Origin of the sequence: Nonomuraea sp. NPDC049028 (genome assembly GCF_043197735.1) — a bacterium.
Classification (GTDB): Bacteria; Actinomycetota; Actinomycetes; order Streptosporangiales; family Streptosporangiaceae; genus Nonomuraea.
Genome location: NZ_JBICTR010000006.1, coordinates 37286 through 63457, shown reverse-complemented (window position 1 = coordinate 63457; position 26172 = coordinate 37286). Strand labels below are relative to the sequence as shown.

The 26172-nt window shown below is 69.9% G+C and carries 22 protein-coding genes and 1 riboswitch; of the genes, 5 read left to right on the top strand and 17 right to left on the bottom strand.

The genetic code is table 11. The annotated features are described in order from the left end of the window. Positions 1-209 precede the first annotated feature (209 nt). On the top strand, positions 210-1136 hold the full coding sequence (locus ACGFJ2_RS23635) for a nucleoside hydrolase (protein ID WP_357961245.1): 927 nt from the start codon (positions 210-212) through the stop codon (positions 1134-1136). A 560-nt stretch (positions 1137-1696) separates the two neighbouring features. Here the strand turns inward: ACGFJ2_RS23635 and ACGFJ2_RS23630 are convergent. The 3 genes from ACGFJ2_RS23630 to ACGFJ2_RS23620 all read right to left on the bottom strand — a co-directional run bounded on the left by ACGFJ2_RS23630 (position 1697) and on the right by ACGFJ2_RS23620 (position 4022). Then, positions 1697-2617, bottom strand: a complete 921-nt coding sequence (locus tag ACGFJ2_RS23630) for a hypothetical protein (RefSeq protein WP_393471567.1) — start codon at positions 2615-2617, stop codon at positions 1697-1699. A 294-nt stretch (positions 2618-2911) separates the two neighbouring features. Beyond that, entirely contained in the window at positions 2912-3106 is a 195-nt protein-coding gene (locus ACGFJ2_RS23625) for a hypothetical protein (RefSeq protein WP_357960130.1), read from the bottom strand. A gap of 214 nt (positions 3107-3320) precedes the next feature. Then, positions 3321-4022 (bottom strand): DUF3105 domain-containing protein, encoded by a 702-nt coding sequence (locus ACGFJ2_RS23620; protein WP_393471564.1) that lies wholly within the window; start codon positions 4020-4022, stop codon positions 3321-3323. Positions 4023-4143: 121 nt separating this feature from the next. Between ACGFJ2_RS23620 and ACGFJ2_RS23615 the strand changes: the two genes are divergently transcribed. Continuing rightward, positions 4144-4797: a DUF305 domain-containing protein gene (locus ACGFJ2_RS23615; RefSeq protein ID WP_357960125.1), complete on the top strand. Its 654-nt coding sequence runs from the start codon at positions 4144-4146 to the stop codon at positions 4795-4797. Positions 4798-4830: 33 nt separating this feature from the next. Next, positions 4831-6279 carry a phytoene desaturase family protein gene (locus ACGFJ2_RS23610; protein ID WP_393471561.1) on the top strand — a complete coding sequence of 483 codons (1449 nt, stop codon included), beginning with the start codon at positions 4831-4833 and terminating at the stop codon, positions 6277-6279. A 54-nt stretch (positions 6280-6333) separates the two neighbouring features. On the opposite strand, the gene ACGFJ2_RS23605 is transcribed toward ACGFJ2_RS23610, so the two are convergent. The 5 genes from ACGFJ2_RS23605 to ACGFJ2_RS23585 form a co-directional block, all read right to left on the bottom strand. Continuing rightward, positions 6334-7380: a threonine aldolase family protein gene (locus ACGFJ2_RS23605; RefSeq protein WP_393471558.1), complete on the bottom strand. Its 1047-nt coding sequence runs from the start codon at positions 7378-7380 to the stop codon at positions 6334-6336. Continuing rightward, on the bottom strand, positions 7377-8006 hold the full coding sequence (locus tag ACGFJ2_RS23600) for an SDR family NAD(P)-dependent oxidoreductase (protein ID WP_357960116.1): 630 nt from the start codon (positions 8004-8006) through the stop codon (positions 7377-7379). The genes ACGFJ2_RS23605 and ACGFJ2_RS23600 overlap by 4 nt, the downstream gene beginning before the upstream one ends. Continuing rightward, entirely contained in the window at positions 8003-10105 is a 2103-nt protein-coding gene (locus tag ACGFJ2_RS23595) for a DUF6421 family protein (protein ID WP_393471554.1), read from the bottom strand. The genes ACGFJ2_RS23600 and ACGFJ2_RS23595 overlap by 4 nt, the downstream gene beginning before the upstream one ends. Positions 10106-10193: 88 nt before the next feature. Continuing rightward, the gene (locus ACGFJ2_RS23590; RefSeq protein ID WP_357960110.1) at positions 10194-11711 is read right to left on the bottom strand and encodes a serine/threonine-protein kinase; all 1518 of its coding nucleotides are present in this window, start codon (positions 11709-11711) and stop codon (positions 10194-10196) included. Then, on the bottom strand, positions 11711-13234 hold the full coding sequence (locus ACGFJ2_RS23585) for a hypothetical protein (protein WP_393471551.1): 1524 nt from the start codon (positions 13232-13234) through the stop codon (positions 11711-11713). The genes ACGFJ2_RS23590 and ACGFJ2_RS23585 overlap by 1 nt, the downstream gene beginning before the upstream one ends. A 106-nt stretch (positions 13235-13340) precedes the next feature. Here ACGFJ2_RS23585 and ACGFJ2_RS23580 point away from each other — a divergent pair, with 106 nt between their 5' ends. Next, positions 13341-15341 carry a hydantoinase/oxoprolinase family protein gene (locus ACGFJ2_RS23580; protein ID WP_393471548.1) on the top strand — a complete coding sequence of 667 codons (2001 nt, stop codon included), beginning with the start codon at positions 13341-13343 and terminating at the stop codon, positions 15339-15341. Further along, positions 15334-17037, top strand: coding sequence for a hydantoinase B/oxoprolinase family protein (locus tag ACGFJ2_RS23575; protein WP_393471545.1), 1704 nt, complete (start codon positions 15334-15336; stop codon positions 17035-17037). Before ACGFJ2_RS23580 ends, ACGFJ2_RS23575 begins: the two co-directional genes overlap by 8 nt. Before the next feature lie 159 nt (positions 17038-17196). On the opposite strand, the gene ACGFJ2_RS23570 is transcribed toward ACGFJ2_RS23575, so the two are convergent. The 9 genes from ACGFJ2_RS23570 to ACGFJ2_RS23530 all read right to left on the bottom strand — a co-directional run bounded on the left by ACGFJ2_RS23570 (position 17197) and on the right by ACGFJ2_RS23530 (position 25827). Continuing rightward, positions 17197-17847 carry an adenosylcobinamide amidohydrolase gene (locus tag ACGFJ2_RS23570; RefSeq protein WP_357960099.1) on the bottom strand — a complete coding sequence of 217 codons (651 nt, stop codon included), beginning with the start codon at positions 17845-17847 and terminating at the stop codon, positions 17197-17199. Positions 17848-17937: 90 nt separating this feature from the next. Beyond that, on the bottom strand, positions 17938-18741 hold the full coding sequence (locus ACGFJ2_RS23565) for an ABC transporter ATP-binding protein (RefSeq protein ID WP_357960096.1): 804 nt from the start codon (positions 18739-18741) through the stop codon (positions 17938-17940). After that, positions 18738-19736 carry an iron ABC transporter permease gene (locus ACGFJ2_RS23560; protein WP_357960142.1) on the bottom strand — a complete coding sequence of 333 codons (999 nt, stop codon included), beginning with the start codon at positions 19734-19736 and terminating at the stop codon, positions 18738-18740. The genes ACGFJ2_RS23565 and ACGFJ2_RS23560 overlap by 4 nt, the downstream gene beginning before the upstream one ends. 11 nt (positions 19737-19747) lie before the next feature. Next, on the bottom strand, positions 19748-20716 hold the full coding sequence (locus tag ACGFJ2_RS23555) for an ABC transporter substrate-binding protein (protein ID WP_393471541.1): 969 nt from the start codon (positions 20714-20716) through the stop codon (positions 19748-19750). Positions 20717-20788: 72 nt separating this feature from the next. After that, positions 20789-20909: riboswitch (cobalamin riboswitch) on the bottom strand. 7 nt (positions 20910-20916) lie between these two features. After that, entirely contained in the window at positions 20917-21780 is an 864-nt protein-coding gene (locus tag ACGFJ2_RS23550) for a Gfo/Idh/MocA family oxidoreductase (RefSeq protein ID WP_357960090.1), read from the bottom strand. A gap of 170 nt (positions 21781-21950) precedes the next feature. Further along, positions 21951-22766, bottom strand: a complete 816-nt coding sequence (locus ACGFJ2_RS23545) for an SDR family NAD(P)-dependent oxidoreductase (protein WP_393471538.1) — start codon at positions 22764-22766, stop codon at positions 21951-21953. Beyond that, complete coding sequence (locus ACGFJ2_RS23540) at positions 22763-24061, bottom strand: cytochrome P450 (RefSeq protein ID WP_393471535.1); 1299 nt, start codon at positions 24059-24061, stop codon at positions 22763-22765. Before ACGFJ2_RS23540 ends, ACGFJ2_RS23545 begins: the two co-directional genes overlap by 4 nt. After that, entirely contained in the window at positions 24058-25014 is a 957-nt protein-coding gene (locus ACGFJ2_RS23535) for a phosphotriesterase (protein ID WP_393471532.1), read from the bottom strand. Before ACGFJ2_RS23535 ends, ACGFJ2_RS23540 begins: the two co-directional genes overlap by 4 nt. Before the next feature lie 51 nt (positions 25015-25065). Next, a complete protein-coding gene (locus tag ACGFJ2_RS23530) occupies positions 25066-25827 on the bottom strand; it encodes a phytanoyl-CoA dioxygenase family protein (protein ID WP_357960077.1) in 762 nt (253 codons plus the stop codon). Between the last annotated feature and the right edge of the window lie 345 nt (positions 25828-26172).

Sequence of the window (26172 nt, the reverse complement as noted above, 5' to 3'; positions counted from 1 at the left end):
CGCTTGTACGTCCCCGCTTGTACGTCCCCGCTTGTACGTCCCCGCTTGTACCCCCACCCCACGGCTTTCGGCCCCACGGGACAGACCCGCTGCACATGCGTGGCCTGCCGGTTCGGCCGCTGGCGGTGCTCCAGCCACTCGCGGGTCTCCATGACGACCGATCGGAAAAGCCGTGGCAGGCAGGCACGACGGACGACAGGATTCTTGACATGCGCTTGCACATCGACACCGACCTGGGCGGGGATCCCGACGACCTCTGCGCCCTGGCGATGGTTCTGGGCTGGCCCGGCGTGGAGATCGTCGGCATCACCACGACCGCTGACCCTGATGGCCGGCGGGCCGGTTACGTCGCGCACTGTCTCCAGCTGGTCGGGCGCCTGGACATCCCGGTCGTCGCCGGCGCAGGAAGATCGCTCACCACGGGCGGGCCTGTGGGCGCCCTACTCGATCACGAGCGGTACTGGGGCGTTCCCGTAGCCCCCCGTCCCGCACCACCGGAAGCAGCCATCGACCTGCTTGAGCGCAGCATCGATCTCGGCGCCACCATCGCAGCCATCGGGCCCTTCACCAACCTGGCTCTGCTGCACAAGGCCCGGCCCGGTCGTCTAGACGGGGTGCAGGTGGTGGCCATGGGCGGATGGCTGCACACCCTCGCCCCCGGACTGCCCGCGTGGGGCCCGGAGATGGACTGGAACACACAGTGCGACACCCAAGCCGCCCAGCTGCTGGCCGAGCACGCCCAGCTCACCCTGGTCACCCTCCCCATCGCCGTCAAAGCGCACCTGCGGGCCGCTCACCTGCCCCGCGTGGCCGCCTCTGGCCCCCTGGGCGAACTAATCGCCCGCCAATGCAGGGCCTACGCCATAGATGGCGGTATGACGGAACTCGGCCGCGCCCATGCGGGACTGCCCGATGACTTGATCAACATCCACTGGGACCCGGTCGCGTGCGCCGTGGCGCTCGGCTGGGGCGGGGCCATCGTCCAAGAACAACGCCTGCGGACCGTCCTCGAAGCAGAGCAGTTGTGCTTCACGAGCGACCCGAACGGGCGGCGGACGCAGGTGCTCACCGACCTGGACGACCGGACCTTCAACGAGACCTGGATCGATGCTGTCGAAAGGGCGCAACAGCAGTAGACCGAACCCGCTCGATCAAGCAAGGCGACGTGCTATGGGTGCACGTGCCGTTCATCGGGGTGGGCGGAGTGAAACTACTGGGCTGCCGGATCATGTCCGGTCGCGTCAAGCACTGGACGACCTCGACGGTGACGCATGTACCAGCGAGAGATAAGCCCGACCAACGTTTGGTTTCGCCGGAAGTGTCCGCCGAGTCACCGGTCGCATATTTCGCCGCGTCCGCGAGTGCGGAGGCCGTCAACGAGCGGCCCGTGATATTGGCGCGCGAGAATACCGTGCTCGCCACAGAAAGAGAGCCCCGTTTTCGCTGTCGCGGATGAGCACTACTACTTCAGTGACACTTCGCGATCATGGCTGGGATCCGTTGGTAGTGGCAGCGTCGAGCGGTGGCTTGATGGCTGTAGCGGATGAGCACGCCGAACGCCCTGGCCACTCCATGCCGCACCTTGCGGGAGTCGGTAGGCCTGCCGAAGCAGCCGCTGGCCCAGAGCCCGGGATCCGGTCAAGGTCATCGCAGGGAGGCAGGTGATCGAGCCGGCACCGACCAGGCGGCCCGGCACTCAGCCCACTTCGTCGAACAACCCTTGGAGGGTCTGTGCGGTGACCGCTCGGGCGAGCCAGGTCTCGAGTTGGGCAAGGTCCGTACAGGTGACGATCCGGGCGTGGATGTCGTTGGGAACGTCGAAGCCACGGGCAGCCAACACGAGCAGCACCGACCTACCAGCCTCTTCCGCCTTGCCCTCTGCCTTACCTTCGGCCTTGCCCTCCGCCTTGCCTTCGGCCTTGCCTTCGGCTTTGCCGCGGCCGTAGTGTTCGCGGGCGAAGGGGCTGTAGACCGGCCATTTGGTGGACGCGGACTTCATGATCTCCTCCATGAGGTGGCGGATCTCGGGCGCGGACATGTCGTAAGCGTATTCATAGTAATCCGGAGCGTGTTCGTCGGTCACGTCCGGCAGCGCGGCGGTGAACGCCTCGATGACCTTGCGGTCGCGTCCGTGGACCATGACCGACATGGCGGCAAGGTCCAGGTGGGCGGCGGCCTCTTGGGGGTCGGTGATGGCCGGGATGCCGTCCGGCCCCAGCACCCAGGGCCGCAGGCGGAAGCCGGTCAGCCCGGACTCGACCGGCTGCGCGTAGTGCTCGGCGACTTTGCGGTCGGGGCAGATGACCAGGACCGAGACGTCACAGCCCAGCATGAGCCACAGCGCGGCGGCGTAGCGGGCGAGCTGCCGGGGATCCTTGGACTTGTCCTGCTGGATCTCCACGATGATGGCGTGGACGGGCGTTTGTGGTGGGCCCAGCACGAGGACCAGGTCGGCCTCGATGTCGTCGGAAGGGCGGGTGTTGAAGGTGCTCGTCTCCCGCCGGATCAGCGGAGTGGCGGGCAGGTCCGCCCCCAGGAAGTCACGCAGGATCTCCACCGCCAGTTGAGGGCGATCGGCGAACAGCTTGATGAGGGTGTCATGTCGGGGGGACGGCATGACACTCGTTGTTACATCACGAGCACGTAAAGTGACGATCATTTGCCCACCTCCGGCCCGGCCCTGCCCAGACGTCAAGGCGCCACAGCGCGTCGGCCATCACGTAATACCCCAGTGACACCGCCCACGGATACCCGCGGTCTTCATCAGAGCCATCAGCGGCCTCTCCGTGGGTGCGGAGTAGCGATAGAAGGCCAGTTCACCGGTGGTCAGATTGCGGCGGATCAGCAGCCACCGGTATCCCTCGGCGGTGGTTTCATCGATGCGCCCAGACCCAGGCATACCAACGCGAGCCTATGGCGCCATGGCCGGCGCGGTAGCGGTGCCAGTTCCGATCGGCCACCCCGACGGCGAATCGGCGGCGCTGCTGTCGGTTCCATCCGGCTTCACCTGCCGGTTGCCCGCGATCGCCAGCACGTAGCCGACCCCGCATTGCTCCAGCAGGCCGCGTAGGCGCGGGTCCTGGCCGTAGACGTCATCACCCCCCACCGGGCCGACAGTCCAGCAGCCTGTGCCCCCGCGTCTGACAGCCGCGACGGGATCGCGTCCGGGGGTAGCGGGGACCGGCAGGCCCCCGCCGAAAGGCGGAGCCCCCGAGAAGGCAGCCTGAGCGGAGAGCGAAGACCATGCTTTTCGGGGGTCGAAGGGGGCGGAGCCCCCTGGGAGGCCGCCGCCCGACCGCCAGGGAGGCCCGAGCTTGGAGTTACTTGTTGGTGGGGCTGATCATTTCCGTGGGGGGCTGGCTGGCCTGGCCTTTGGGCTCCGGTGGGAGGGGGGCCTGGTCTGCCGTCGTGGTGATGGCGTCGGGGCCGCCGCAGATGGCGCCGGCTTCAGGGGTGTCCGGGCCGTTCTGGTACTTCTTGATGAACGCCGCGAGCTTCGGGTCGTCGGCCTTGTCGAGCTTCAGCTGGTGGCCCCAGGACGATGCCACGACCGGAGCGGGCAGGTTCGGGTACGGACTGACCAGCATGTAGTCCTGCTGCCCCGTCGAGGTGGCCGTCTTCTTCAGTGCGTCGACCTGCGCCTTCGGCAGGTCGGGGCGGTACGTGATCCACAGGGCGCCGTGCTCCAGCGAGTGGACGGCGTGCTCGTTGTGGATCGGCTTGTCGTAGACCGCGCACTGCTGCCAGTAGTTGTTGTGCTGGCCGCCGACCGGCGGGGTCTCCTTGTACGTGACCGTGTTCCAGACGTGCTGGCCCGCCTCGTACTTGTAGTTGGCCACATCCCCCAATGATGTCTCTTTGGCCTGCTTGACCAAGTAGAAACCGACCACTCCGACGAGCAGCACGATGACGAGTCCGCCTGCCCCCCACATCAACAGCGCGGCGCGGCGCTCCTTGCTCTTCTGCTGCGCTCGCATCTTCTGCAGATGCTCGCGCCGCGCCTGCGCCTTCTCCTTCGTCATCGTTCCTCCATCGGCATGCCAACTCCGGGTCACCCTATGCCCTAGTGCAGTATGCGGAGAATAAGAGCGTCTTAAGTGTCCGGACTCGTCTCGGCGATGAGATGGGTACGCTGGACGAGCCATGGAAAAGCCCGCCAAGAACTCACTGCTCATCGCCTGCGCCGTGCTCGTACTCGCCGGAGCGGTGATCTTCCTCGTATGGGGTCGGAGCGGCACTCCCGGCGACGCCTCGGCGGAGGCCGGATTCGCTCGCGACATGGCCACGCATCACGCGCAGGCCGTCGACATGTCGTTCACGATCAGGGACAAGACGCAGTCCAAGGACATCAGAAACCTGGCCTACGACATCATCACCACCCAGTCCAACCAGCGGGGCATGTTCCAGGGGTGGTTGCAGCAATGGGAGCTCGACCAGGCCACCGACCGCCGGCCGATGGCCTGGATGGCCGGGCACGGGCACAGTGGGTCGGGCACGTCGGCCGCCCCCGCGGCCGTTCCCGTGGGCGGGGCGATGCCGGGCATGGCCTCGCCGGATCAGCTGACCAAGCTCAAGGAGCTGCAAGGTACGGCTGCCGAGGTGCTCTTCCTGCAGCTGATGATCCGCCACCACGAGGGCGGCGTGCAGATGGCCGAGGGTCTGCTGAAGCTGTCCACGCGGGACGAGGTGGTCAACATGGCGCAGAAGATCATCGATGGGCAGACCGGCGAGATCAAGCTCATGACCGAGATGCTCAAGCAGCGCGGCGCGCAGCCGTACCCGACGATCCTGAAGTGAGCGCCAGGCGCCATGGATTGAGGCGGGCCTGAGGTGAGTGCCGACGCCGTTGTGGTGGGGTCCGGGCCGAACGGGCTGGTCGCCGCCGTGCTGCTGGCTCAGGCCGGGCGTGAGGTGCTGCTGCTGGAGGCGGCCGATCAGTTCGGCGGGGGGCTGCGGTCGGCGGAGGTGACGCTGCCCGGGCGGGTGCACGACCTGGGTGCGACCGTGATGGCGATGGCGTTGGCCTCACCCGTCTTCAGAGAGCTCGGGATCAGTGCCAGTGGATCCGGCCCCAAAGAGTCCGATCTCCGTGGGGGCGAGGTCGGTTCGGTGGAGTTCGTGCATCCCGCTGTGGTCGCCGCTCATCCGCTCGACGATCGGCCCGCCGTGCTCGTGCACCGTGATGCCCGCCGTACCGCGGCCGGTTTGGGGCAGGATGCGGCGGTGTGGGAGCGGACGGTGGGGGCGGCGGCGCGGGCCGGGTTGCCGCTGGTCGATCTGCTGCTCAAGCCGCTCGGGCCCTGGAAGCCACGGCCGCGGGTGTTCGCGCAGGCGGCCAGGTTCGGGGTGGCGGCGGCATTGCCGGCCACGACACTCGGGCGGCGGGCGTTCCGGACCGTCGAGGGGCGGGCGGTGCTCGCGGGCATGGCCGCCCACTCGATGCTCGACCTGCGCTCGCCCATGACGAGCGGGTACGGCCTGCTCCTGGCGGCCCTGGCGCACCTGGTGGGGTGGCCGGTGGTGAAGGGCGGGTCGCAGGTCCTGGCCGACGCCCTGGTGGCCAGGCTCAGGGCGCTGGGCGGGGAGGCGGTCACCGGGCATCGGGTACGTCACCTGCGGGAGCTGGACGCCGAGACGGTGGTGCTCGACGTGACCCCCCGGCAGTTCCTGACGATGGCCGAGCTGCCGGCCGGGTATCGCAGGGGGCTGGAGCGCTATCGGTACGGGCCAGGGGTGTTCAAGCTGGACTGGGCACTCGACGGACCCGTGCCGTGGCGGGATCCGGCGGTGGCGGCGGCCGGGACGGTACACCTCGGGGGCACGCTGGAGGAGATCGCGCTCAGCGAGGCCGAGATGGCCCACGGGCGGCACTCACCGCGGCCGTACGTGCTGCTCGTGCAGCCGTACGCGGCCGACGACAGCCGGGGCGGGCACACGTTGTGGGCCTACTGCCATGTGCCGAACGGGTCCAGGGCCGACATGACGGACGCCATCGAGGGGCAGATCGAACGGTTCGCGCCGGGGTTCCGCGACCGAGTGCTGGCCAGGCACGCGATGGGGCCCGCCGAGCTGGAGGCGGCCAACCCCAACCTGGTGGGCGGCGACATCGGGGGCGGGCTGGCGAGCCTGGGGCAGTTCGTCAGGCGGCCGGTGTGGTCGGCGGCGCCCTGGCGGACGCCGCTGCCGGGGGTGTTCCTCTGCTCGGCGGCCACGCCACCCGGGGCGGCCGTGCACGGCATGGGCGGCTGGCAGGCCGCCCGCCTCGCACTCACCGACTGAGCGCCCTAAGCCCTGAGAGCCGGCAAGCCCAAAGAGCCCTGAGGGCCCAAAGAGTCAGCCCATCTCCTCCCGGATCGCGGCCGCGAAGGCGTCCACGTCCGCTTCGGTGGTGTCGAAGGCGCACATCCACCGCACCTCCCCCGTCGCCTCGTTCCAGGTGTAGAACCGGAACCGCTTCTGCAGCCGCTCCGTCACCTCACGCGGCAGCACCGCGAACACCGCGTTCGCCTCCACCGGGCGCGGCACCTCGACGCCGGGGATGTCGCGGACCGCCGCCGCCAGTCGCTGTCCCATGGCGTTGGCCTGGCGGGCGTTGCGCAGCCACAGGTCGCCGGAGAGCAGCGCCTCGAACTGGGCGGACACGAACCGCATCTTCGACGACAGCTGCATGAACGTCTTGCGGATGTAGTCGATGCCGCCGGCCGCCTCGGGGTTGAGCACCACGACCGCCTCGCCGTACAGCAGGCCGATCTTGGTGCCGCCGAAGGAGAGGACGTCGACGCCCGCGTCGGTGGTCAGCGCCCGCAGCGGGACGTCGAGAGCGGCGGCGGCGTTCGTGAGCCGGGAGCCGTCGAGGTGGACGAGGAGGCCGCGCTCGTGCGCGTGGGCGCAGACGGCCGCGATCTCCTCGGGGGTGTAGAGGGTGCCGAGTTCGGTGGTGTTGGAGATGGACACGACGCGGGGCTGGGCGCGGTGGACGTCGCCGAACCCCCAGGCCTGGCGGTCGATCAGCTCCGGGGTGAGCTTGCCGTCGGGCGTGGGTACGGTCAGCAGCTTGATGCCGCCCACGACCTCCGGCGCGCCGCCCTCGTCGGTGTGGATGTGGGCGGTCTCGGCGCAGATGACCGCCTCCCACTGGGCGGTCATGGCGCGCAGGGAGACGACGTTCGCGGCGGTGCCGTTGAACACCGGCCAGACCTGGGCCCGCTCACCGAAGTGCCGCTGGAAGACGTTCAGCAGGGCCTCGGTATAGACGTCGTCGCCGTAGGCGATCTGGTGGCCGCCGTTGGCGTCGGCGATGGCACGCAGGATCTCCGGGTGTACCCCCGCGTAGTTGTCGCTGGCGAAGCTCTTGAGCTGCGGGTCGTGCCGGGCAATCACTGAGTGAGGTCCAATCTGGTGCCGTTGAGCTGCGCGGCGGGCCGGTCGTAGAGGTCGCCGATCGCCTCTGCCAGCGTATTGACGTCGGTGAAGCCGGTGAAACGGGCGTCCGGCTTGGCAGCGCGCATGGCGTCGTTCACCAGGGCCTTGATGACCAAGATGACCGCCGCGCTATGGGTGTCCTTCAGTGCGTCGGCCAGGGCCAGGGTCCACGCCTCCGCGGCCGCCTTGGCGGCGGCGTACGGAGCGCCGCCCGCCGTGGGGTGCTGGGCCGCCTTGGCGGAGACGATCACGAAACGGCCGTTCTGGCTCTTGCGCAGCAGCGGCTCGAAGGCCAGCGAGACGTGCTGGAGCGTGCGGATCAGCAGGTCGTGCAGGGTGTCCCAGTCGTCGAGGTCGGTCTCGGCGAACGACTTCGCGCCGCGCCAGCCGCCGACCAGGTGCACTACCCCGTCGACGTGGCCGTGCTCGGTGGAGATCCGGTCCGCGAGCGCTTGTACGGCCGCGCGGTCGAGAAGGTCGACGTCGTCCCTGCCGACCCCGATCACAGTGTGCCCATTTTTCCGGAAAAATCCGGAGACGGCCTGACCCGTGGGGCCACCGGCACCCGTAACCAGAATGATCATGCCCGGATCCCCCTAGTCGATTCGACCACTTCGGCCAGCTTACGGCGCAGTGCCTCATAGAACATGCTCAGTGGGAACTCGTCCGGCAGCACCGCGTCCACCTTGGCCTTCTGCTCCTCCGGCAGCGCCTGGATCCCCTTGGCCCACGTCGATCCGGGGCTCGGTTCGACGTACCCGCTCACCAGCTCGTACGCGGCCAGCCAGTGCGCCAGCTTGGACCGGTCGATGCTGTCCCGGTACAGCTTCTCGACCTCGCCCCGCAGATCGGCGACGCCGCCCGCCACGCGCTCCCAGTCGACCGTGAGCCGGTTGTCGGTCCACCGCACCACGTCGTTGCGGTGCAGGTACGCGAAGAGCAGCTGCCCGCCGAGCCCGTCGTAGTTGCGCACCCGGTCACCGGTGATCGGGAAGCGGAACAGCCGGTCGAACAGGATGGCGTGCTGGACGTACCGCGCGTGCGGCACACCCTTCTCCTCCAGCCGCACGGCCTCGCCGAACGCCGTCAGGTCGCAGCGCAGCTCTTCGAGCGAGTAGAGCCAGTACGGCATGCGCTGCTTGATCATGAACGGGTCGAACGGCAGGTCACCGTGGCTGTGGGTACGGTCGTGGATCAGGTCCCACATGACGAAGGTGTCCTGGGCCAGCCGCTGCGACTCCAGCAGCCGGGCCGCGTCCGGCGGCAGGTCGAGCTTGAGCGTCGCCGTGGCGGCCGTGGCGACCCGCCGGAACCTGGCGGCCTCACGGTCGGCGAAGATGCCGCCCCAGGTGAACCGCTCGGGTGCCTGACGTACGGCGACGGTCTCCGGGAAGAGCACGGCCGAGTGGGTGTCGTAGCCGGAGGTGAAGTCCTCGAAGGCGATCGGCACGAACATCGGGTTGTCGTAGCCGGACGACTCCAGCTCGGCCAGCCAGTCCGGCCAGATCGTCCGGAGCCAGACGGCCTCCAGGGTGCGGTTCGGGTTGCCGTTCTGGGTGTACATGGGGAACACGACGAGGTGCTCCAGGCCGTCCACCCGCTGGGTGTCGGGGTGGAACAGCTCCAGGGAGTCGAGGAAGTCCGGTACGCCCAGATCCTGGGCGCTCCACTTGGCCAGGTCGGCGCGGACGGCGGCCAGATAGGCGGCGTCCTGCGGGAAATATGGCGATATTTCGGCTAGCTGGCTGTCGATCGCAGCCACCAGCGCCTTCGCCTGGGGCTTGTCGGCGGGCACCGAGCCGTCCTTGACCTGGAGCGGGCGGAGCTCTTCGACCGTCGCCTTGAGGGCGGCGAACAGGCCCGCCTTCCGCTCGTCCCGGGAGCCGGTGGCGCCGTCGTCCGGCACGCGGGCCGCCCAGGTGACCACATTCCCCCACAGGGTGCGGTGGTCGTAGTCCTCGATCGAGTCGTCGCCGAACAGGTCCGAGTCGGCGAACACCACGACCCGGCCGCGCCCGTGCCGCACCGCCACCGCCAGCGGCGCCCCGGCCGGATCCGCACTCCCGGAACTGGTGAACAACACGGTCGCGTCCACCGACGAATCCGCGTCGGCCGACGCCGCGTCCGCCAAAGAATCCGCAAGGGTCAGCGCGCCGGAACGGTAGAAGCAGGCGGTCTTGACCCCGGCCAGCACCCCGTCACTCGTGGCGCGCTCGCCGAGCACCCAGGTCGCCACCCCACGGTGAGCGTGCCCGGGATCCCGCACCGTGGCGTGCGTCACACCCACCCCGAACCGGCCCAGCAACTCGGCCAGGTTGTTGCCGTACTTGTCCTGCTCCTCCTCCGCCAGCACGACCAACCCGCCGCCACCGGCGACGAACGCCGCCACCGCGTCCAGCTCGGCGGCGGAGAACACCGGGCTCCCCTGCCCCGTGGTGCGTTCCCACCGCTCCCCCGACGGATGCGCGATGACCAGCACGTCCTGCTCCTGGAGCGTTCCCGCGTCGAGCGGTCCCGTCTGACGGGCCGTCACCGTGTGCCCCAGACGCCGCAGCAGCTCGGCCGCGCGGGCGTAGCTGTTGTCGTCGGGGTGGGCCGGGTTGATGGCCTCGGCGACCTCGCGCCGGATGGTCCACGACTCGCTGTGGGCCTCGTCGAACAGCACCCTGGGGAACGCCTGCATGAAATATCTCCCGCCATAAGCATCTTCTACGGGAAAATATACATATAGGGATGCCCAAAACCGCCAAACCTGTCCGCATGGTGAGATGTCAGGAGAGGTGGACGCTCTGCCTGACGCGGCCCTCGGTGGCGTCGTCGCAGCGGTTCTTGGCGCAGAAGTACAGCACCAGCAGCGGTTTGGGCCGGCGGTCGATGACGTAGCTGACGAAGCCGAGCCGGTTGCCGCTGTTGCGGTCGCGCAGGGAGCCGTCGTACCGGGTGGCGTCGCTGTCGCCGGCGCGGTCGGGTACGGGCTGGTCCACCACGATCTCGCCGGGCAGCAGCCCTTCGAGCATGGCCTTCATCTGGGCGGCGGTCGCGCTCGCGCTGAGCGCGTCGGAGACCTGCACGTACACGCCCACGGCGTTGTCGGCGTCGCCGGTGATGACCTCGTTCACCGCGGTCCAGTCCGCGGCCGCCCCGGAGACGAACATCGACTCGAACTCGGCGGCGTGCGGCGAGGCCACCACGAACAGGTCGCCGTGTGTCCTGACGGTCCAGTCGGCCGGGTACTCGAAGGTGAGCGGGGCGGCGGTGGTGCTCTGGTAACGGGCCCAGGAGTCGCCCTTCTGGGTCATGACGAGCAGCACGACGAGCGACAGCGCCGCGATGGCCGCGATCACCGTGGCCACCACGAGCGGCAGCTTGCTCGGGCCGCCGGACCCGGCGGAGGTCGCCTTCCGGCTCTGGCGTACCGCCGACGACGGGGTGGGCGACGGCGCGGCGGGCTGGCCGCTGATCGCGTCGCGCAGCGCGGTGACGAACGCGGTGCACGACGGGTAGCGCTGCTCGGGCGACTTGGCCAGCGCCCGCATCATCACACCGTCGACCTCGACCGGCAGTTCCGGCCTGACCTGTGACAGCGGCGTGGGCTGCTCGGCCAGGTGCGCCCATAGCAGCGCGATGTCGTTGTCGCGCGGGAACGGCAGCCGCCCTGACAGCGCCTCGTAGGCGACGCAGGCCAGCGCGTACTGGTCGCACCGCCCGTCGATGTGCTCCTTGTTGATCTGCTCGGGCGCCATGTAGCGGGGCGTGCCGATGAACTGGTCGGTCTGGGTCAGCCCGGAGATCGACGTACGGTGCTTGGTGATGCCGAAGTCGGTCAGGTAGACGTGATCCCCGGCCAGCAGGATGTTGGCCGGTTTCACGTCGCGGTGGATCAGGTCGTGCGCGTGCGCGGCGTCGAGCGCGGCGGCCACCTGGGAGATGATCTGGTTCGCCTGCGCGATCGGCAGCGCCCCCCGGTCGTAGATGAGGCGGCGCAGATCGAGCCCGTCGACGTAGCGCATGGCGATGTAGAGCACGCCGTCGGCGTCGGCGTTCGCCTCGTAGATCGGGATGATGTTGGGGTGCTCGATGCTGGCGACCGTCCGGGACTCCAGGATGAAGCGCTGCCTGAACCGGTCGTCGACGCTGAGCACCGGGTTCAGGATCTTCAACGCCACCCGCCGGCTCAGCCTCGGATCGAGTGCCAGGTAGACGACGGCCATGCCGCCCTTGCCCACGATGTCCTCGATGTAATAGCCGGCCACCTCCTGGCCCACGAGCGATCTGTCGTTCACGGGCATCACGTCTCGATGGGGTGGCCGCAGTAGCCGCAGAAGCGGTGCGCGGCCCCCAGCCGCATTCCGCACGCGGTGCAGTATTTGACCGACGGCTGGTCCTGCTCGGTGAGCACCTGCTTCTGTTGCGGGATCACCTGGAAGGGCTGCGACCTGCGGACCACGACGGTCTGGTTCGCGCCCTCGTCGAGCGGCACCGGCGGTGAGGTCGGCGCGGACGACACCGACGAGGCCGCGGCCGCCGCCGCTGCCGCCGCGACCAGCGGTGGTGGCTGCTCAGGTTGGTCGTCAGGAGTACGGCGGCGCCGCCACAGCAGGTACGCCCCGGCGCCCGCGGCCACGAACAGCACCCCGGCGGCGACGATGAACGGCCACAGCGGCATGCTCCTGGGCGCCGGTGCCACGGCCTGCTTGCTGCCCGCGTCCTCCGGGCCGCCCCGCTTCTGCAGGGAGGTCTGCAGCAGCTTGGCCGCCACCACGTTGCCGGGATAGAGCTCCAGCACGCGCTGGAAGCCCGGCGCGGCCTCGGTGTAGTACTTGGTGTGGTAGCGGGTCAGCGCCGCCTCGAAGGCGGCGTCGATGGCGCCACGGCGCGGCGCGACCCCGGCCTTGGCCAGCGCGGCGAGGATCTCCCTGACGCCGATCATCCTGGCTTCCTTGCCGCCGCCGATCAGCATGCCGATGACGTGGCCGTCCTTGTCACCGATGACCGGCGCGCCGAGCAGGCCGCGATCGACCAGGGCGCCGAGCTTCACGGGCTCGTCGACCTTCTTCTCCGGATCGGCGAAGCTCCGGCCGGCGTCCTGTCCGCCGCCGCCTTTGCCCAGGTGCGCGATCTCCACCGTCTCCTTGACGTTCGCGCCGGGCCGGTCGGTGAACCCGGCCACGTTGGTGGGCGAGCCCTGCTGGTCGGGCACCTTGTCGGCGAGGGGCGCGGTGGGCATGCCGACGCTGCCGACGGCCCGGCCCGTGGGGATCAGGACGGCGGGGCTGTCGGGCTGCGGGCCGGTCTTGACGATGTCGGCCTTGATGCCCTTGGGGTCGGCCGGGGAGACGTTCGGAAATATCGTGACGTTGGTGGTGACGTTGATGATGCAGGTCGACACGTTGGTCTTGGGCGGGTAGCACTCTTTCAAGTGGTGCTCGAGCAGGTCGTCCTTGACCTTGTGCCGCTCGAAGTCGATCGGGATCTTCACTTTGTGGTGCTCGGCGAAGATCTTGTTGGCCGCGTAGACCGCCACGTCCTTGTCGGTCTTGACCACGCGGGTGAGGGTGACGATGGCGCCCTCGGGGTTGACCACGATGCCCGTTCCCACGCCTAAGGGGACATCGTAGGACCGTTCCACATGCATCAGCTCGCCTATGTGATCGAGCAGAGTGATCTCGACGTGCGAGGAGGCTTCCACGCGAACCACGGCCGGGGTGACGAGGTCGGTGATCCCGCTGGGATGCTCGTGCGCCGCCGCGGGCAGGGCAAGCAGGACGAGTGTCGCCGCGACACCCCCGGCAAGAGCTGTGAGACGTGCCATCTCCGCTCCAATTTCGCAGTTATCGAAATAAGGGTCTCAATCACCTGCCGGAAGTCAATAGACGTGCTCATAGACAAGCGCTTGCTTGGACGTCTACGGTACCGGAATGGGCTACGCGATCGGCATCGACGTAGGCGGTACCTTCACCGACGTGGTCCTGCGCGGTCATGTGGGCGAGGTAACGGTAGCCAAGTGTTTGAGCACCCCCTACGACCCCATCGCCGGAATTACGGACGGTGTTACACGCGTGCTCGCCGGCGTGGACCCCGCGTCGGTCACCCGGGTCGTGCACGCCACCACGCTGGCCACCAACGCCGTGCTCGAACGCAAGGGCGTGCGGGTGGCCTACGTCACCACCCAGGGCTTCCGTTCGGTCGTCCCCCTGGGCCGGTACGCCCGGGTCGAGGAGGACCGCTACGACCTGCGCTTCACCCCGCCGCCCCCGCCGGTGGCCGCGGGCGACTGCTTCGAGGTGGTGGAGCGGGTGTCGGCGCGCGGGGCCGTACTGACGCCCCTCGATCTGGAGTCCGTACGGCGGGTGGCGGCGGAGATCGCGCGGCGGGGCATCACGTCGGCGGCGGTGTGCCTGATGCACTCCTACGCCAATCCCGGCCATGAGCGGCAGGTGGCCGCGATCCTTCGCGAATCGGTCGAGAACGTGGTCGTCTCGTCCGAGGTTTGGCCGGAGATCCGCGAGTACGAGCGGGCCACGACGACCATCATGTCCGCCTATATCGGACCGATCATGGCCTCGTACCTCTCCAGGCTGCGCGACCAGCTGGCCTCGCTGGGTGTGGAGGCGCCCGTGCACGTGATGGAGTCGAGCGGCGGCGTGATCTCCGCCGAGCTGGCCGCCAGGCGGGCGGTCGCCATGATCGAGTCCGGCCCGGCGGCCGGGGTGCTCGCGGCGGCGGGCAGCGGGTTCGCGAACGTCATCTCCTTCGACATGGGCGGGACGACGGCCAAGACCTGTGTGGTGCGTGACGGGCGGCCGGAGATCACGCACGAGTTCCACGTCGGCGGCAAGGGCAGCTTCGGCGGGCGTCGGGCCGGGACCGGGGTGCCGATCAAGACCCCGGCCATCGACCTGGCGGAGGTGGGCGCGGGCGGCGGCAGCATCGCCTGGCTCGACGCCGCCGGCGCGCTGCGCGTCGGCCCGCACTCGGCCGGCTCCGACCCGGGGCCCGCCTGCTACGGACTGGGCGGCTCCGAGCCGACGGTCACGGACGCGAACCTGGTGCTCGGCTACCTGACATCGGCGTCGATCCCGCTGTCCGCGCCGCTCGCCGACAAGGCGCTGGAGCGGCTGGCCGGGCCGCTCGGAGTGTCCAGAGCGGCGGCGGCGCATGCCGTCCACGAGATCGTCAGCGCCTCGATGGCCGCGGCCGTGCACGTGGTGACCGTGCAGCGGGGGATCGATCCGCGGGGGTACGCGCTGGTGGCCTTCGGCGGGGCCGGGCCGATGCACGCGGCGCGGGTGGCGGAGCGGTTCGGGATCGGGACCGTGGTGGTGCCCGCCCACTGCGGGGTCGCGTCGGCGGCCGGGCTGCTGGTGGGCGACCTGTCGACGGACCGGGTGCTGTCGCGGCTGGACGCCGGGGATCCCTCGGAGGTGTTCGACTCGCTGGCCGGGGCGGCGGCGAAGGATCTCGGGGTGTCGCCGTCCGATCCGGGGGTGCGGGTCTCGCGGTCGGTGGACGTACGGTTCCGGGGGCAGTCGCATGATCTGACCGTGCCGTGGAGCTCGTCGCGTACGGAGCTGGAGGGGCGGTTCTTCGACCGGTACGAGCGGGTCTACGGGATCTCGCAGCGGGGCGAGGTGGAGATCGTCAGCTACCGGGTCCGCGTCACCCTGCCCGCCGCCCCGGTCCCGGCGGTCACCGACGTCCCCGTGGCTTCTTCGGGGCCTTTTGGAGTGCGGTCCGCGTACTTCGCCGAGGTGGGCGGGTATGTCGAGGTGCCGGTGCACACCCGCGACACGCTGGCGGTGCTGCCCGGTCCGGGGATCATCGAGGACGCCGAGTCCACGATCGTGGTGCCGCCCGGGTGGACCGCCACGCTGGGCCCGGCGCGGGCCGTACATCTGAGCAGGGAGCCGCATGAGTGACGTGCTGACCGCCGAAGTGCTGCGGAACGCGCTGGTGGTCGCCGCCGAGGAGGCCAGCATCGTCGTCGTGCGGTCGGCGTACTCGACGTTCATCGTGGAGGGGTCCGACGCGTCCGCCGCCGTCCTGGACGCGCGCGGGCGGCTGATCGCGCACTCCATGGCCACCACGCTCATGAACAGCATGGCGCTCAAGGTCGCCCTGCCGGAGCTCGTCCGGGACGTGCCGCTGGAGACGATGCGGCCCGGTGACGTGTACGTGCTCAACGACGCCTACCGGGGCGGCGTGCACACCAACGACCTGCTCGTCTACCGGCCCGTCTTCGTCGAGGACCGGCCCGCGTACTTCGCCGCGACCATGATCCACGTATCGGACCTGGGCGGGCTGTCCGCCGGTGGCATGGCGCCGCTGGCCACCGACATCTTCCTCGAAGGGCTCCAGCTGCCTCCCGTACGGCTGGCCACCTCCGCCGGTCTGGAACCGGCCGTGGAGGCCATCCTGCGGGCCAACAGCCGTACGCCGGACAAGGTCATGGGCGACGTACGGGCGCTCGTGGCGGGCACCGCCGTGGCGGCCGCCCGGGTCGGGGCGCTGGTGGCGGAGTACGGGGCGGCGGGGCTGGCGAGCGGGATCGACGATTACCTCGACTACACGGAGGCCAGGACGCGGACCGCGCTGGCCGACCTCCCGGAGGGCCGCTTCGAGGCGTCGTACCCGATCGACGACGACGGAATAAGTCTCGAAAAATCGCATGATGTCCGGGTGGCCATCACCCTGGAACGCCACTCCTCCGATGGCGGGCGCGTCGAGCCTCAGGTGCCCGAGATGCGGGCCGTGGTGGACTTCGCCGGGACCGGGGCGCAGGTGCCGGCGGCGATCAACGCGTCCGCGTCACAGTCGCTGGCCGCCGCCGTCTTCGCGGTGCGCTGCTTCCTCGATCCGACGATTCCCATGAACGACGGCTGCCTGCGCGCGATCGAGGTACGGCTGCCGGAGGGCTCGCTGCTCAACGCCCGCTCTCCCTACCCGTGCGGTGGACGGTACGTGCCGATCTACGCGGCCATGGAGGCCATCTTCCAAGCGCTGTCGGATGCCGTACCGGAGCGGGCCATCGCGCCCAGCGGCATCCTCCAGCCGTTCTCGATCGCGGCCGTCGGGGCACCGTACTGGATCCACCTGTCGTACGACTTCGGCGGCGTCGGCGCGCGGCGGGGGCTCGACGGGCCGGACGCGACAGGCGTGCACTTCGGCATCGGCCGGAACTCGGTGCCGCAGGCGGAGCCGGTGGAGAGCCGCTGCCCGCTGATCGTGGAGTCGATCGAGACCATCCCGGACTCCGGCGGCCCCGGACGGCATCGCGGCGGGCTGGGCTCGCGGACCGTGTACCGGTTCCTGGCGGATTGCCACGTCACGACGCGCGGCGACCGGCTGCGCCTGGCCCCGCCGGGCCGCGACGGCGGGCTGCCGGGACGGGTTGGCGGCTTCTTCAAGCGCCACCTGGACGGGACGGTCGAGCGACTGGCGTCGAAGGTGAACAACGTACGGTTCGCCGCGGGTGAGGCGTTCGTGGTGGAGACGACGGGCGGGGGCGGAATGGGCTCCCCGTACGAGCGGGACCGCGAAGCGGTGCTCGCCGACCTCGACGCGGGCCACGTCACGGAACGCGGCGCCCAGGAGGACTACGGCCTCACCCGCTGATCCAGCGGCTGCGGACGTCCGCTCGGGGCATCCCCCGTGCGGACCCCGACCACCACAGACCGCCCCCGCCCTTCCCCCGGAGGGGGTATTCCTCCACAAGGACCTCAGCAGCCGCAGACCGTCACAGGAGATCGAGACGGTCGTGGGACGCCCACCGTCCTAGCTCCGGGGCCGCCAGGAGGCCGCGCCCTGGTGGACGGCGGAGTGGACGGCGCGGGCCAGGCGGGCGCCCCAGGTCGAGCGCGGGCCGCCGAAGAGCTCCTGCTGCCCCTCAACGCGTACGGCCAGGCACAGGGCGTCCGAGGCGGTACCGGTGCACGGGAAGCCCGCCTCGATCAGCGCCTGCGACTTGGCCTCCGTCATCGTCATCACGGCGTTGACCAGGGCGGCGTCGGTCATCGCGACCGGCACCACGGCCATCAGGTTGATCGTCCCCACGGGCGGCGCGGGGGTGGCGAGCATCGGGGCCAGTTCGGGGTCGGTGGCGCCCTCGGGGGCGGCCGCCCAGGTGGGGACGCGTAACCCGACCGTCGCCACGACCTCCGCGCCGCCGTCCACCGACCGCGCGTAACGCTCCACCGAGGCGGCGGTCATCATCCCCACCCCGCTGCCGTCAGGCCCGAGATCGAGCAGGTGCTCGACCGGGTCCATCCGCGAGTAGCCCGCCACGACCTGCGCGTTCAGCACCCACGTACGCTCCCCGATCCCCCCGCCCAGCAGCGCCGACGAGATCATCCGCCACCCCGGCCCGAACTCCCACAGCAGCGACCCGAGCCGCGCTCCGTCCTCGACCCGATACGTCAGCTCCACGAAACCCCCTTCAGGACAACGCCCTCGACCCGGTAGGCCACCAGATCCCCTTCAGGACGACATCCTCGACCCGATAGGCCGACGCCACCTTCACGAGACACCCCTGACCAGGTGCACCACGGGCCGGCCTCCGGGACCCGGCGCGATCTCCACCCGGGCGTCGAAGTGGGTGCCGACCAGCGCCTCCGTGAGCACCTGTCCCGGCCGCCCTGCAGCGATGGCCCGGCCGCCGGCGAGCAGGAGGAGCCGGTCGGCGTACTGGCCGGCGAGGGTCAGGTCGTGCAGCGTCGTCACCACGGTCAGCTCGTCGGCGAGCCTGAGCCGGTCGACCAGTTCCAACACCTGCTGCTGGTGCCCGAGGTCGAGCGCGGTCGTTGGCTCGTCGAGCAGGAGCGCGGGCGCCTCCTGGGCCAGTGCCCTGGCCAGGACCACCCGCTGCCGTTCGCCACCGGACAGCTCCCCCAGCCGGCGCGCGGCGAACTCGGTGAGGTCGAGGCGTTCGAGCACGGACCTGGTGACCTCCTTGTCGTGGCGGCTCTCGCTGCCGAGGTAGGGGATGTACGGGGTGCGGCCGAGCAGGGCGTAGTCGTACACAGTGATGTCGGGTGGCAGCGAGGGCGTCTGGGGGGCGTAGGCGACCAGCCTGGCCCGGTCCCTGGGCCTGAGCGTGTTCGCGGCCCGGCCGCCGACGGTGACGTCGCCCCGGTGGGCGACGACGCCCATGACGGCCTTGAGCAGGGTGGACTTTCCGGCGCCGTTCGGGCCGATGATCGCCAGCCATTCGCCGCGCCGTACGGAGAGGTCGACGTCGCTGAGCACCTCGCGCTCACCGAGCCGTACGGACAGGCCGCTCGTCTCGATCATCCGGGCCGGCCGGGCCGTGTCGGCGGTCATGTGGCGGTCTGCCGGGTCATGCGCAGGACCGCCACGAAGAACGGCGCGCCGACGAACATGGTGACCACCCCGATGGGCAGTTCGGCGGGGGCGATGACGGTGCGCGCGACCAGGTCGGCGAGCACGAGGAAGGCGGCGCCGCCGATCAGCGACAGTGGCAGCACGATCCGGTAGGAGCCGCCCGCCAGCCGTCTGACCACGTGCGGGATGACGATGCCGACGAACCCGATGAGCCCGCTCACCGCCACGGCCGCCGCGGTGGCCAGGGAGGCGGCGAGCAGTACCGCCAGCCGTACCCGCCCGGCGCGGACGCCGAGGCTGGTGGCCTCCTCGTCCCCCACCGAGAGCACGTCCAGCATCCGCCCGTGCGCGAGCAGCAGGACGGCCGAGACGGCGGCGTACGGCAGGACCAGCCAGAACTGGTCCCACCCGCCGCCCACGTCGCCCAGGATCCAGGAGTAGATGCGCTGCAACTGCTCGACCTTGAACTGCTGGATGAACGTCTGGATCGCGGTCAGGAACGAGGTGACGGCCACCCCGGCGAGCACCAGCGTGGCGGTGCCGCCCGAGCGCCCGGCGGTGTTGCCGAGCACGTACGCGAGGAACACCCCGCCGACCGCACCCGCGAAGGCGGCCACCGGGATGCCGACGGCCGGGGTCGGCACGAGCACGATGACCACGGTGGTGGTCAGCCCGGCTCCGGCCGCGGCGCCCAGCAGGTAGGGGTCGGCCAGCGGGTTGCGGAACACCCCCTGGTAGCCGGCCCCCGCGATGGCCAGCAGCCCGCCGACCACGGCCGCCACCAGCACTCTGGGCAGCCGCAGCTCGAACAGCAGCCCCTGCTCCACGGGGGCCAGCCCCGAGTCCACGTGTACGTACGGCAGCCAGTCGAGCGCCTGGAGCACCACCTGCCACGGCGAGATGTCGGCGGCCCCGCCGAGCAGCCCGGCGACCATGGAGACGGCGAGCACGGCCAGCGCGCCCGCCGTCCACATCGGTCTGGACCTCACTGGCGGGTGGCCGCCTTGCCGACGGCGTCGCTGATGGTCTGTGCCAGGTCGACGACCCGCGGGCCCCAGCGCGAGGCGATGTCGTCGTCGAGCTGGATCACCTGGTCACCCTTGACGGCCGACAGTCCCTTCCAGCCGGGGCGCTTGGCCAGCGTGTCCTTGCTCTGCTGGCAGCACTTCACGTCCGCCAGGAAGATCAGGTCCGGGTCTGCCTGGGCGACGAACTCCGCCGACAGCTTGGGGTAGCCGCCCGCCGGGTCCGGCGCCTTGTCGGCGATGTTGGTGAGGCCGAACATGGCGTAGATCTGCCCGATGAACGTGCTGGACGTCGCCGCGTAGGGGGTCTGGTCGAGTTCGTGGTAGTAGGTGAGCTTCTTGTCCTTGGGGGCGTTCGCCGAGAGCTTGTCGAGGGACGTCTTCATGCCAGTCACGACTTGTCCGGCCTTTTCGGTGTTGCCGGTGGCGGCGCCGAGGTCGGTGATCTCGTCGTACGCCTCGTCGAGCTTGGTGGCGGCGGGCTCCAGGAGGACCGGCACGTTCACCTTGCCCAGCTTGGCGACGATGCCGTCGATGTCGTTGGAGACGATCACCAGGTCGGGCTTCTGGGCGACGATGGCCTCGACGTTCGGCTTGAAGCCGGACAGGTCGGTCTTGGGGACACCGGCCGGGTAGTTGGACTGGTCGTCCACCGCGATGACCTGGGGGCCCGCGCCGATGGCGAAGAGCGTCTCGGTATGGCTGGCGGAGAGCGAGACGATCCGCTCCGGCTTTTTGGCGATGCTGACCTTGCCGTTGCCCGCCTCGACCGTCACGGGGAAGGCGGCGGAGCTGGTCGTGCCGGTCGTACCGGTGGAGCCGGTGGGGCTCGCGGGGGACGGGGTGGTGGTAGTGCTGGTCTGACCACATCCGGCCAGAACGAGCGTTCCCAGCAGCGCGCCCGCGAAGGCCGTGCGTACGGGCCTCACGAGAAGTCCTTTCACACTGTCGGAACCGAGAGACCCGCTTGAGAGCGACGGATCACCCTTTTCCACGAGGGTTGATGACGTCAGCGCGGAGGCAGGCGACCTGGCTATGACAGTTGCGGGACAGCGCCGGACTCGCACCGGACTTCGCTGCAACTCTGCGCGTCGGACAGACGCTATCAATGCGCCAGATGCGCGTTAAGTCAAGGGGTGCCCAATTGGGCTTCCGCCTCGGCGATGATCTCTTGCAACCTGAGCCCGTGGGCCGCGTCCAGCGGGTGGCCGCCGCCCTGGCGTACGGTCCGCGCGAACTCCTCGGCGATGGTCTCGAACGGATCGTCGTCATCACTGGGCAGCAGCGTCGCACTGCCCGTCCTGCCGTACACCGCGACACTGGCCGGCGGCAGGTCACCGGCGGCGGCCATGCACAGCGACGCCTCGCTGGCCGCGCCGCCCTCGTGATCGAGCAGCAGTCCGGTCCAGCCGAGCGGGTTGCCGTGCGCGCGCACGCCGGTCACCCGGCCGAGCGCGGCGTCGAGCAGGTCGACCACGTGCGGCCCGACGTCCAGGAGCGCCCCGCGCTCGAGCCGCCACGGGGTGCCGAAGAGGTGGCCGCCCAGCAGGACATCGGAGATGTTCGCGGCGTGACCGCCGAACGCCTCGATTTCCGCGCAGCGCGCCAGGAACTCCCTGACCTGCTTCATATAACGCATGCTGAGCACCATCTGGGAGGCCACACCGGCCTCACGCACGGCATCGGCGAGCCGCCGCGCGTTCTCCAGCGAGTCGGCGAGCGGCTTCTCCAGCAACAACGCCTTCCCGGCCTTCGCCGCGCGCACCCCCAATTCGGCCTGTACGCCCGGCGGCACGCAGAACGCCACGGCCTCGCACGCCTCGAACAACTCCTCGACCCGCTCGAACACCGGCGCCCCCAGCCGAGCGGCAGCCTCCGGACGCCGAGCCCACACGCCGGCGAACCGGAGATGCGGGCTGTTGACCAGCATGGGCGCATGCGCGCGCTCCGCCCACGGCCCCGCCCCGACCAACCCGACCGACACCGGCTCCATTCATCCCCCTTGATCCGCCACAACCCTAATGCGGTTCCTAGGAATGTTCTCCGGGTATCCGGTCTTCCGCTCCCCCGCAGGGGTGTCCGCTCCGAGGGACTCCTGCCACGACAAACCGTCACAGGGATCGAGACAGTCGTGTGACGGACCGCTCCGGGGAATTCCGGTGGTCACCCCGCCGCGTCGCGCCATTGGCGCAGGGCGTGTTCAGGGCGGTGGGCCACCGTGCCGGAGTCGATGACGATGGTCTGTCCCGTGATGCACCGGGACTCAGCCGAGGCGAGGAAGGCGACGAGGTCGGCCACGTCGTCCGGGGTGCAGGCCCAGGGCAGCAGCCGTTCGGCCGCCTTGTCGGCCAGCCGCTCCCGCCCGAGGGCCTGCGCGGCCGCGTCGGTCAGGACCAGTGCGGGCGCGATGGCGTTGCAGCGGATGCCGCGCGAGCCGTACTTGGTGGCCACATAGCGCACGAAACCGGTCAGCGCCGCCTTCGAGGTGCCGTACGCGACGTGCGCGACGTCGCCCAGCAGACCCGAGACCGACGAGGTGACGACGAACGCGCCGCCGTCGGCCATCACGGGGGCCGCGTGCTTGACCATGAGCAGGCAGCCGCGCAGGTTCACCGCCATCGTGCGGTCCCATACGGCGACGTCGAGGTCCTCGAGGTCGCGGTCGCGGCCGTAGGTGCCGGGGTCGAGCGCGGCCGCGTTGGAGTGGACGACGTCCAGGCGGCCGAACGAGGCGAGCAGGTCACCGATCGCCTCGGCCACCTGCTTCTCGTCCGACACGTCACAGACGAGCGCCGTGGCCGTGCCGCCCCTGGCGCGGATGGCGGTGGCAACCGACTTGGCCCCCGCCGCGTGCACGTCCAGGACGCCCACGCAGGCACCCTCGGCGGCCAGGCGCGACGCGCACGCCGCGCCGATGCCCGACCCCGCGCCCGTCACGAGGGCCACCCGCCCGTCGAACCGACCCGGCGCGGCACTCACCACGTCACCCGCAGAGCCGTCAGCCCCCGGCCCACGAGGGACTTGCGGTAGACGATGGGCTCGTCGGCGAGCCTCAGCGAGGGTAGGCGGCGGCCGAGCACCTCGAGCGCCGTCCGAAGCTGCAGCCGGCCGAGCGCGGCGCCCACGCAGAAGTGGATGCCGTAGCCGAACACCATGTGGGCGTCGGCGTTGGGCCGGTCGATGACGAACCGGTCCGGGTCGGGGAAGACGGTCTCGTCGTGGGCGGCGGAGTCGGTGGAGAGGAGCACCAACGACTTTTCCGGAATTATCACGTCGTGTAGCGAAATATCCGTGGTGGCGTACCGGAACGACCCGAGGGAGGCGCCGTCGATGCGCATGCACTCCTCCACCGCGTTCTGGATCAGCGGCGGCGCGACCGGCCAGGCGTCCTCGCGCAGTAGCCGCAGGACGCTGTTGGCGAGCTGGTTCGGCACGGTGTCGTTGCCGCCGAGCAGGATCGTGGAGATCAGCTCCACCACCTCGCGGTGACTGAGCTCCGAGCCGATCAGCGAGGTCATGAGCGAGGTGAAGTCGTCGCGCGGCTCCTTGGCGCGGGCCGCGACCAGCCGATCCACGTAATCCAGATAGGTCAGGAAACTGTCGGCCAGTTCGAGCTGGCGGTCGGGCGGCTGCGGCGACAGGAAGAGCTGGAACCAGTCCTTCACATGCGCCTGTACGAACCCCTCGTCCGACTCGGGCACCCCGATGAACCGGGCGGTCAGCTTGATCGACGGCTCGTGCCCGATCTCGGACACGAAGTCGGCCTCGCCCCTGGACGCCACGCGGTCGAGCAGGTCCTCGTTGAGCCGCCGGAAGTGCTGCTCCATGGCCGAGACCGCCCGTGGCGTGAACGCCTTCGACACCGAACGCCGCAGTCTGGTGTGGTCGGGCGGATCGACGTTCGCCACGAAGCTGGACAGGAACGACCCGTGCTCGCCCAGCCTGTCGCGCGTCTCACGGGTGAGGCTGCGGGAGATGGTCAGCGAGCCCTCCGAGGAGAACCGCCTCGGATCGCCGTACGCCGCGCGCACGTCGGCGTGCCGGGTCAGCACATAGGCGCCGAGGTGCTCGCTGCGGAACACCGGCCGCTCCCGGCGCAGCCTGCCGAGGAACTCGTACGGCGAGGCGACGTGCCAATCCGAGCCGACGTCGAAGTCCTCGATCGCGTCCCCGATCGTGCCGTGGGTCGCGCCGTAGCTCGTGCCGCCGGCCGTCCCGCCGGTCGTGCCATCGGTCGCGTCCTTGAGCGTCCCGTCGGTCGTGCCCTCGATCATGCGAAGATCCTCCGGGGATTGTCGACGAGCATCTGGTGGATCTGGTCCTCGGTGACGCCTCTCTTGCGCAGCTCGGGCAGGACGTCGCGGGAGATGTGCAGGAGGTGGTAGTTCGGGTGGCGCTGCCGTACGACCTCGGCGTCAAAGCGATCGTTGAAGCAGTACGAGTCGTGACTTAGCACCATTTGGTCGGCGTGGCCGCGCGCGCACATCGTCGCCACGATCGACACCCGGTCCTCGAACGGCGAGAGCGTCTCGATGCCGAAGCGGTCCATGCCGAGGTAGGAGCCGTTCGCGGCCAGTTCCTCCAGGTAGGCGACGTCGGTCGAGTCGCCCGCGTGACCGATGACGACCCTGGTGAGGTCGACGCCGAGCTCGCCGAGCAGCCGCTGCTGCTCCAGGCCGCCCCTGGAGGCACTGTGCGAGTGGGTGGTGATGGGCACGCCCGTCTCCAGGTGCGCCTCGGCGACCGCCCGGAACACCCGTTCGGTCCCCTTGGTCATGCCGAGATGGTCAGTGGCGCATTTGAGCATGCCCGCCTTGACCCCGGTCCGGCCGATGCCCTGAACGATGTCCCGTACGAAGAACTCCGCGAGCCGATCAGGCCCGCCGAACAGCGAGCCGGGACCCCGGTTGCCGAAGTACGGGGGGAGGGCGTCGTAGGTGTAGAGGCCGGTGGCGGCGACGATGTTCACGCTGGTCAGCTCGGCCACCCGCTGGACGGCGGGGATATACCTGCCGAGCCCGATGACGGTCAGGTCCACGATCGTGTCGATGCCCTCGGCCCGGAGGTCGTCCAGTTTGGCCGCCGCCTCCCTCGCCCGCCGCTCGAAGTCCCACCCTTCCGGGATGTCCGGCCAGTTCCAGAGAATCTCCGGACTGAGCCCGAACACGTGCTCATGCATGAGCGTGGCGCCGAGCTCGCCCACCGGCCCTCTCACCGTCTCAGGCATAGGCGTCGTCTCTCATCTGTACGTCTGGTCTCATCTGTACGACTGGGGCGCTTACACGCACGGGAACCTCGGATGGTCGAACGGCCGGTTCACCTCTAGGTCGAGCCCGTCCGTCTGCTGGTACGGCGTGCCGGTGTAGAGAGCGTTCGCGTCGAAGTACGTGACGGTGAACGACAGGCGCGGCTGGTCACGGTGGTTGGCGGGCGCTCCGTGCACGGTCAGCGCGTGATGCACGGTCGCGTCGCCCGCCGCGAGGTCAAGGGGCGGCGACAGCTCCAGTTGCTTGAGCCACGGGTGCTGGCTGAGCTGATCGTCCCCCGTCCGGGTGAAGCTCCGCCCGAGCAGTCCGTACCGGTGCGAACCGCTGAAGAAGCGCAGCGACCCCATGTCCGCCGGTACGTCCACCAGCGCCAGCCAGACCGTCAGCATCGCCGAGCGGTCCATCGGCATCCACGGGAAGTCCTGGTGGAACTCGGTCGCCGCGTGCTCTCCGGGCTCCTTGACAAGCAGGTTCGTGACCTGCACGCGCACGGCCTCCACACCGTGCAGCAGCCGGGTCGCGTTCACGCCCATGGCCGGGCTCAGGGCCAGCGTCCGGAACGCCTCGTCGCTCTCGGCGATGTCGCGCGACTGCCCGAACGCCTGGTCCACCAGTGTCCGCCGCTCCTTCGCGCGGGCCGCCAGATAGCCGGTCGCCCGCTGCCTCAGCTCGGCCACGGCGTCGGGGGGCACGAGGGCGGGCAGCCGCACCCATCCGTGCTCATGAAAGAAGCCCGCCTCGTCGTCCGACGCGGCGCGCACGGGGATCTCCATGCCCCACAGTCTTGCACCTGAGCAAGCGCTTGGTAAGTGCCCTTGGCCCCTTCGGTCAACTAGAGCCCTCAAATACGGAAGGGGAAGCATAAAACGGATACACGGCCATAAAAGTGGGCAGGGAACTCTTGTTCGTCGCGCGCGGGGGAGGCGTTCGACGTCCGCGATATGGGGGAGGAATCATGGCCGTTGCCCAGTCTCGAGCGCGTTCGTCCAAAGAACTAACGATTGATCTGCCGATGATGAGCGTCCAGGTCCATCCCCCGGATCTGCGGATGCCGCACGTCGAGATGCCGCATCTGGGGTTGCCACGTCTTGGGCTGCCGCGCCTTTCCCGGCGGGAGC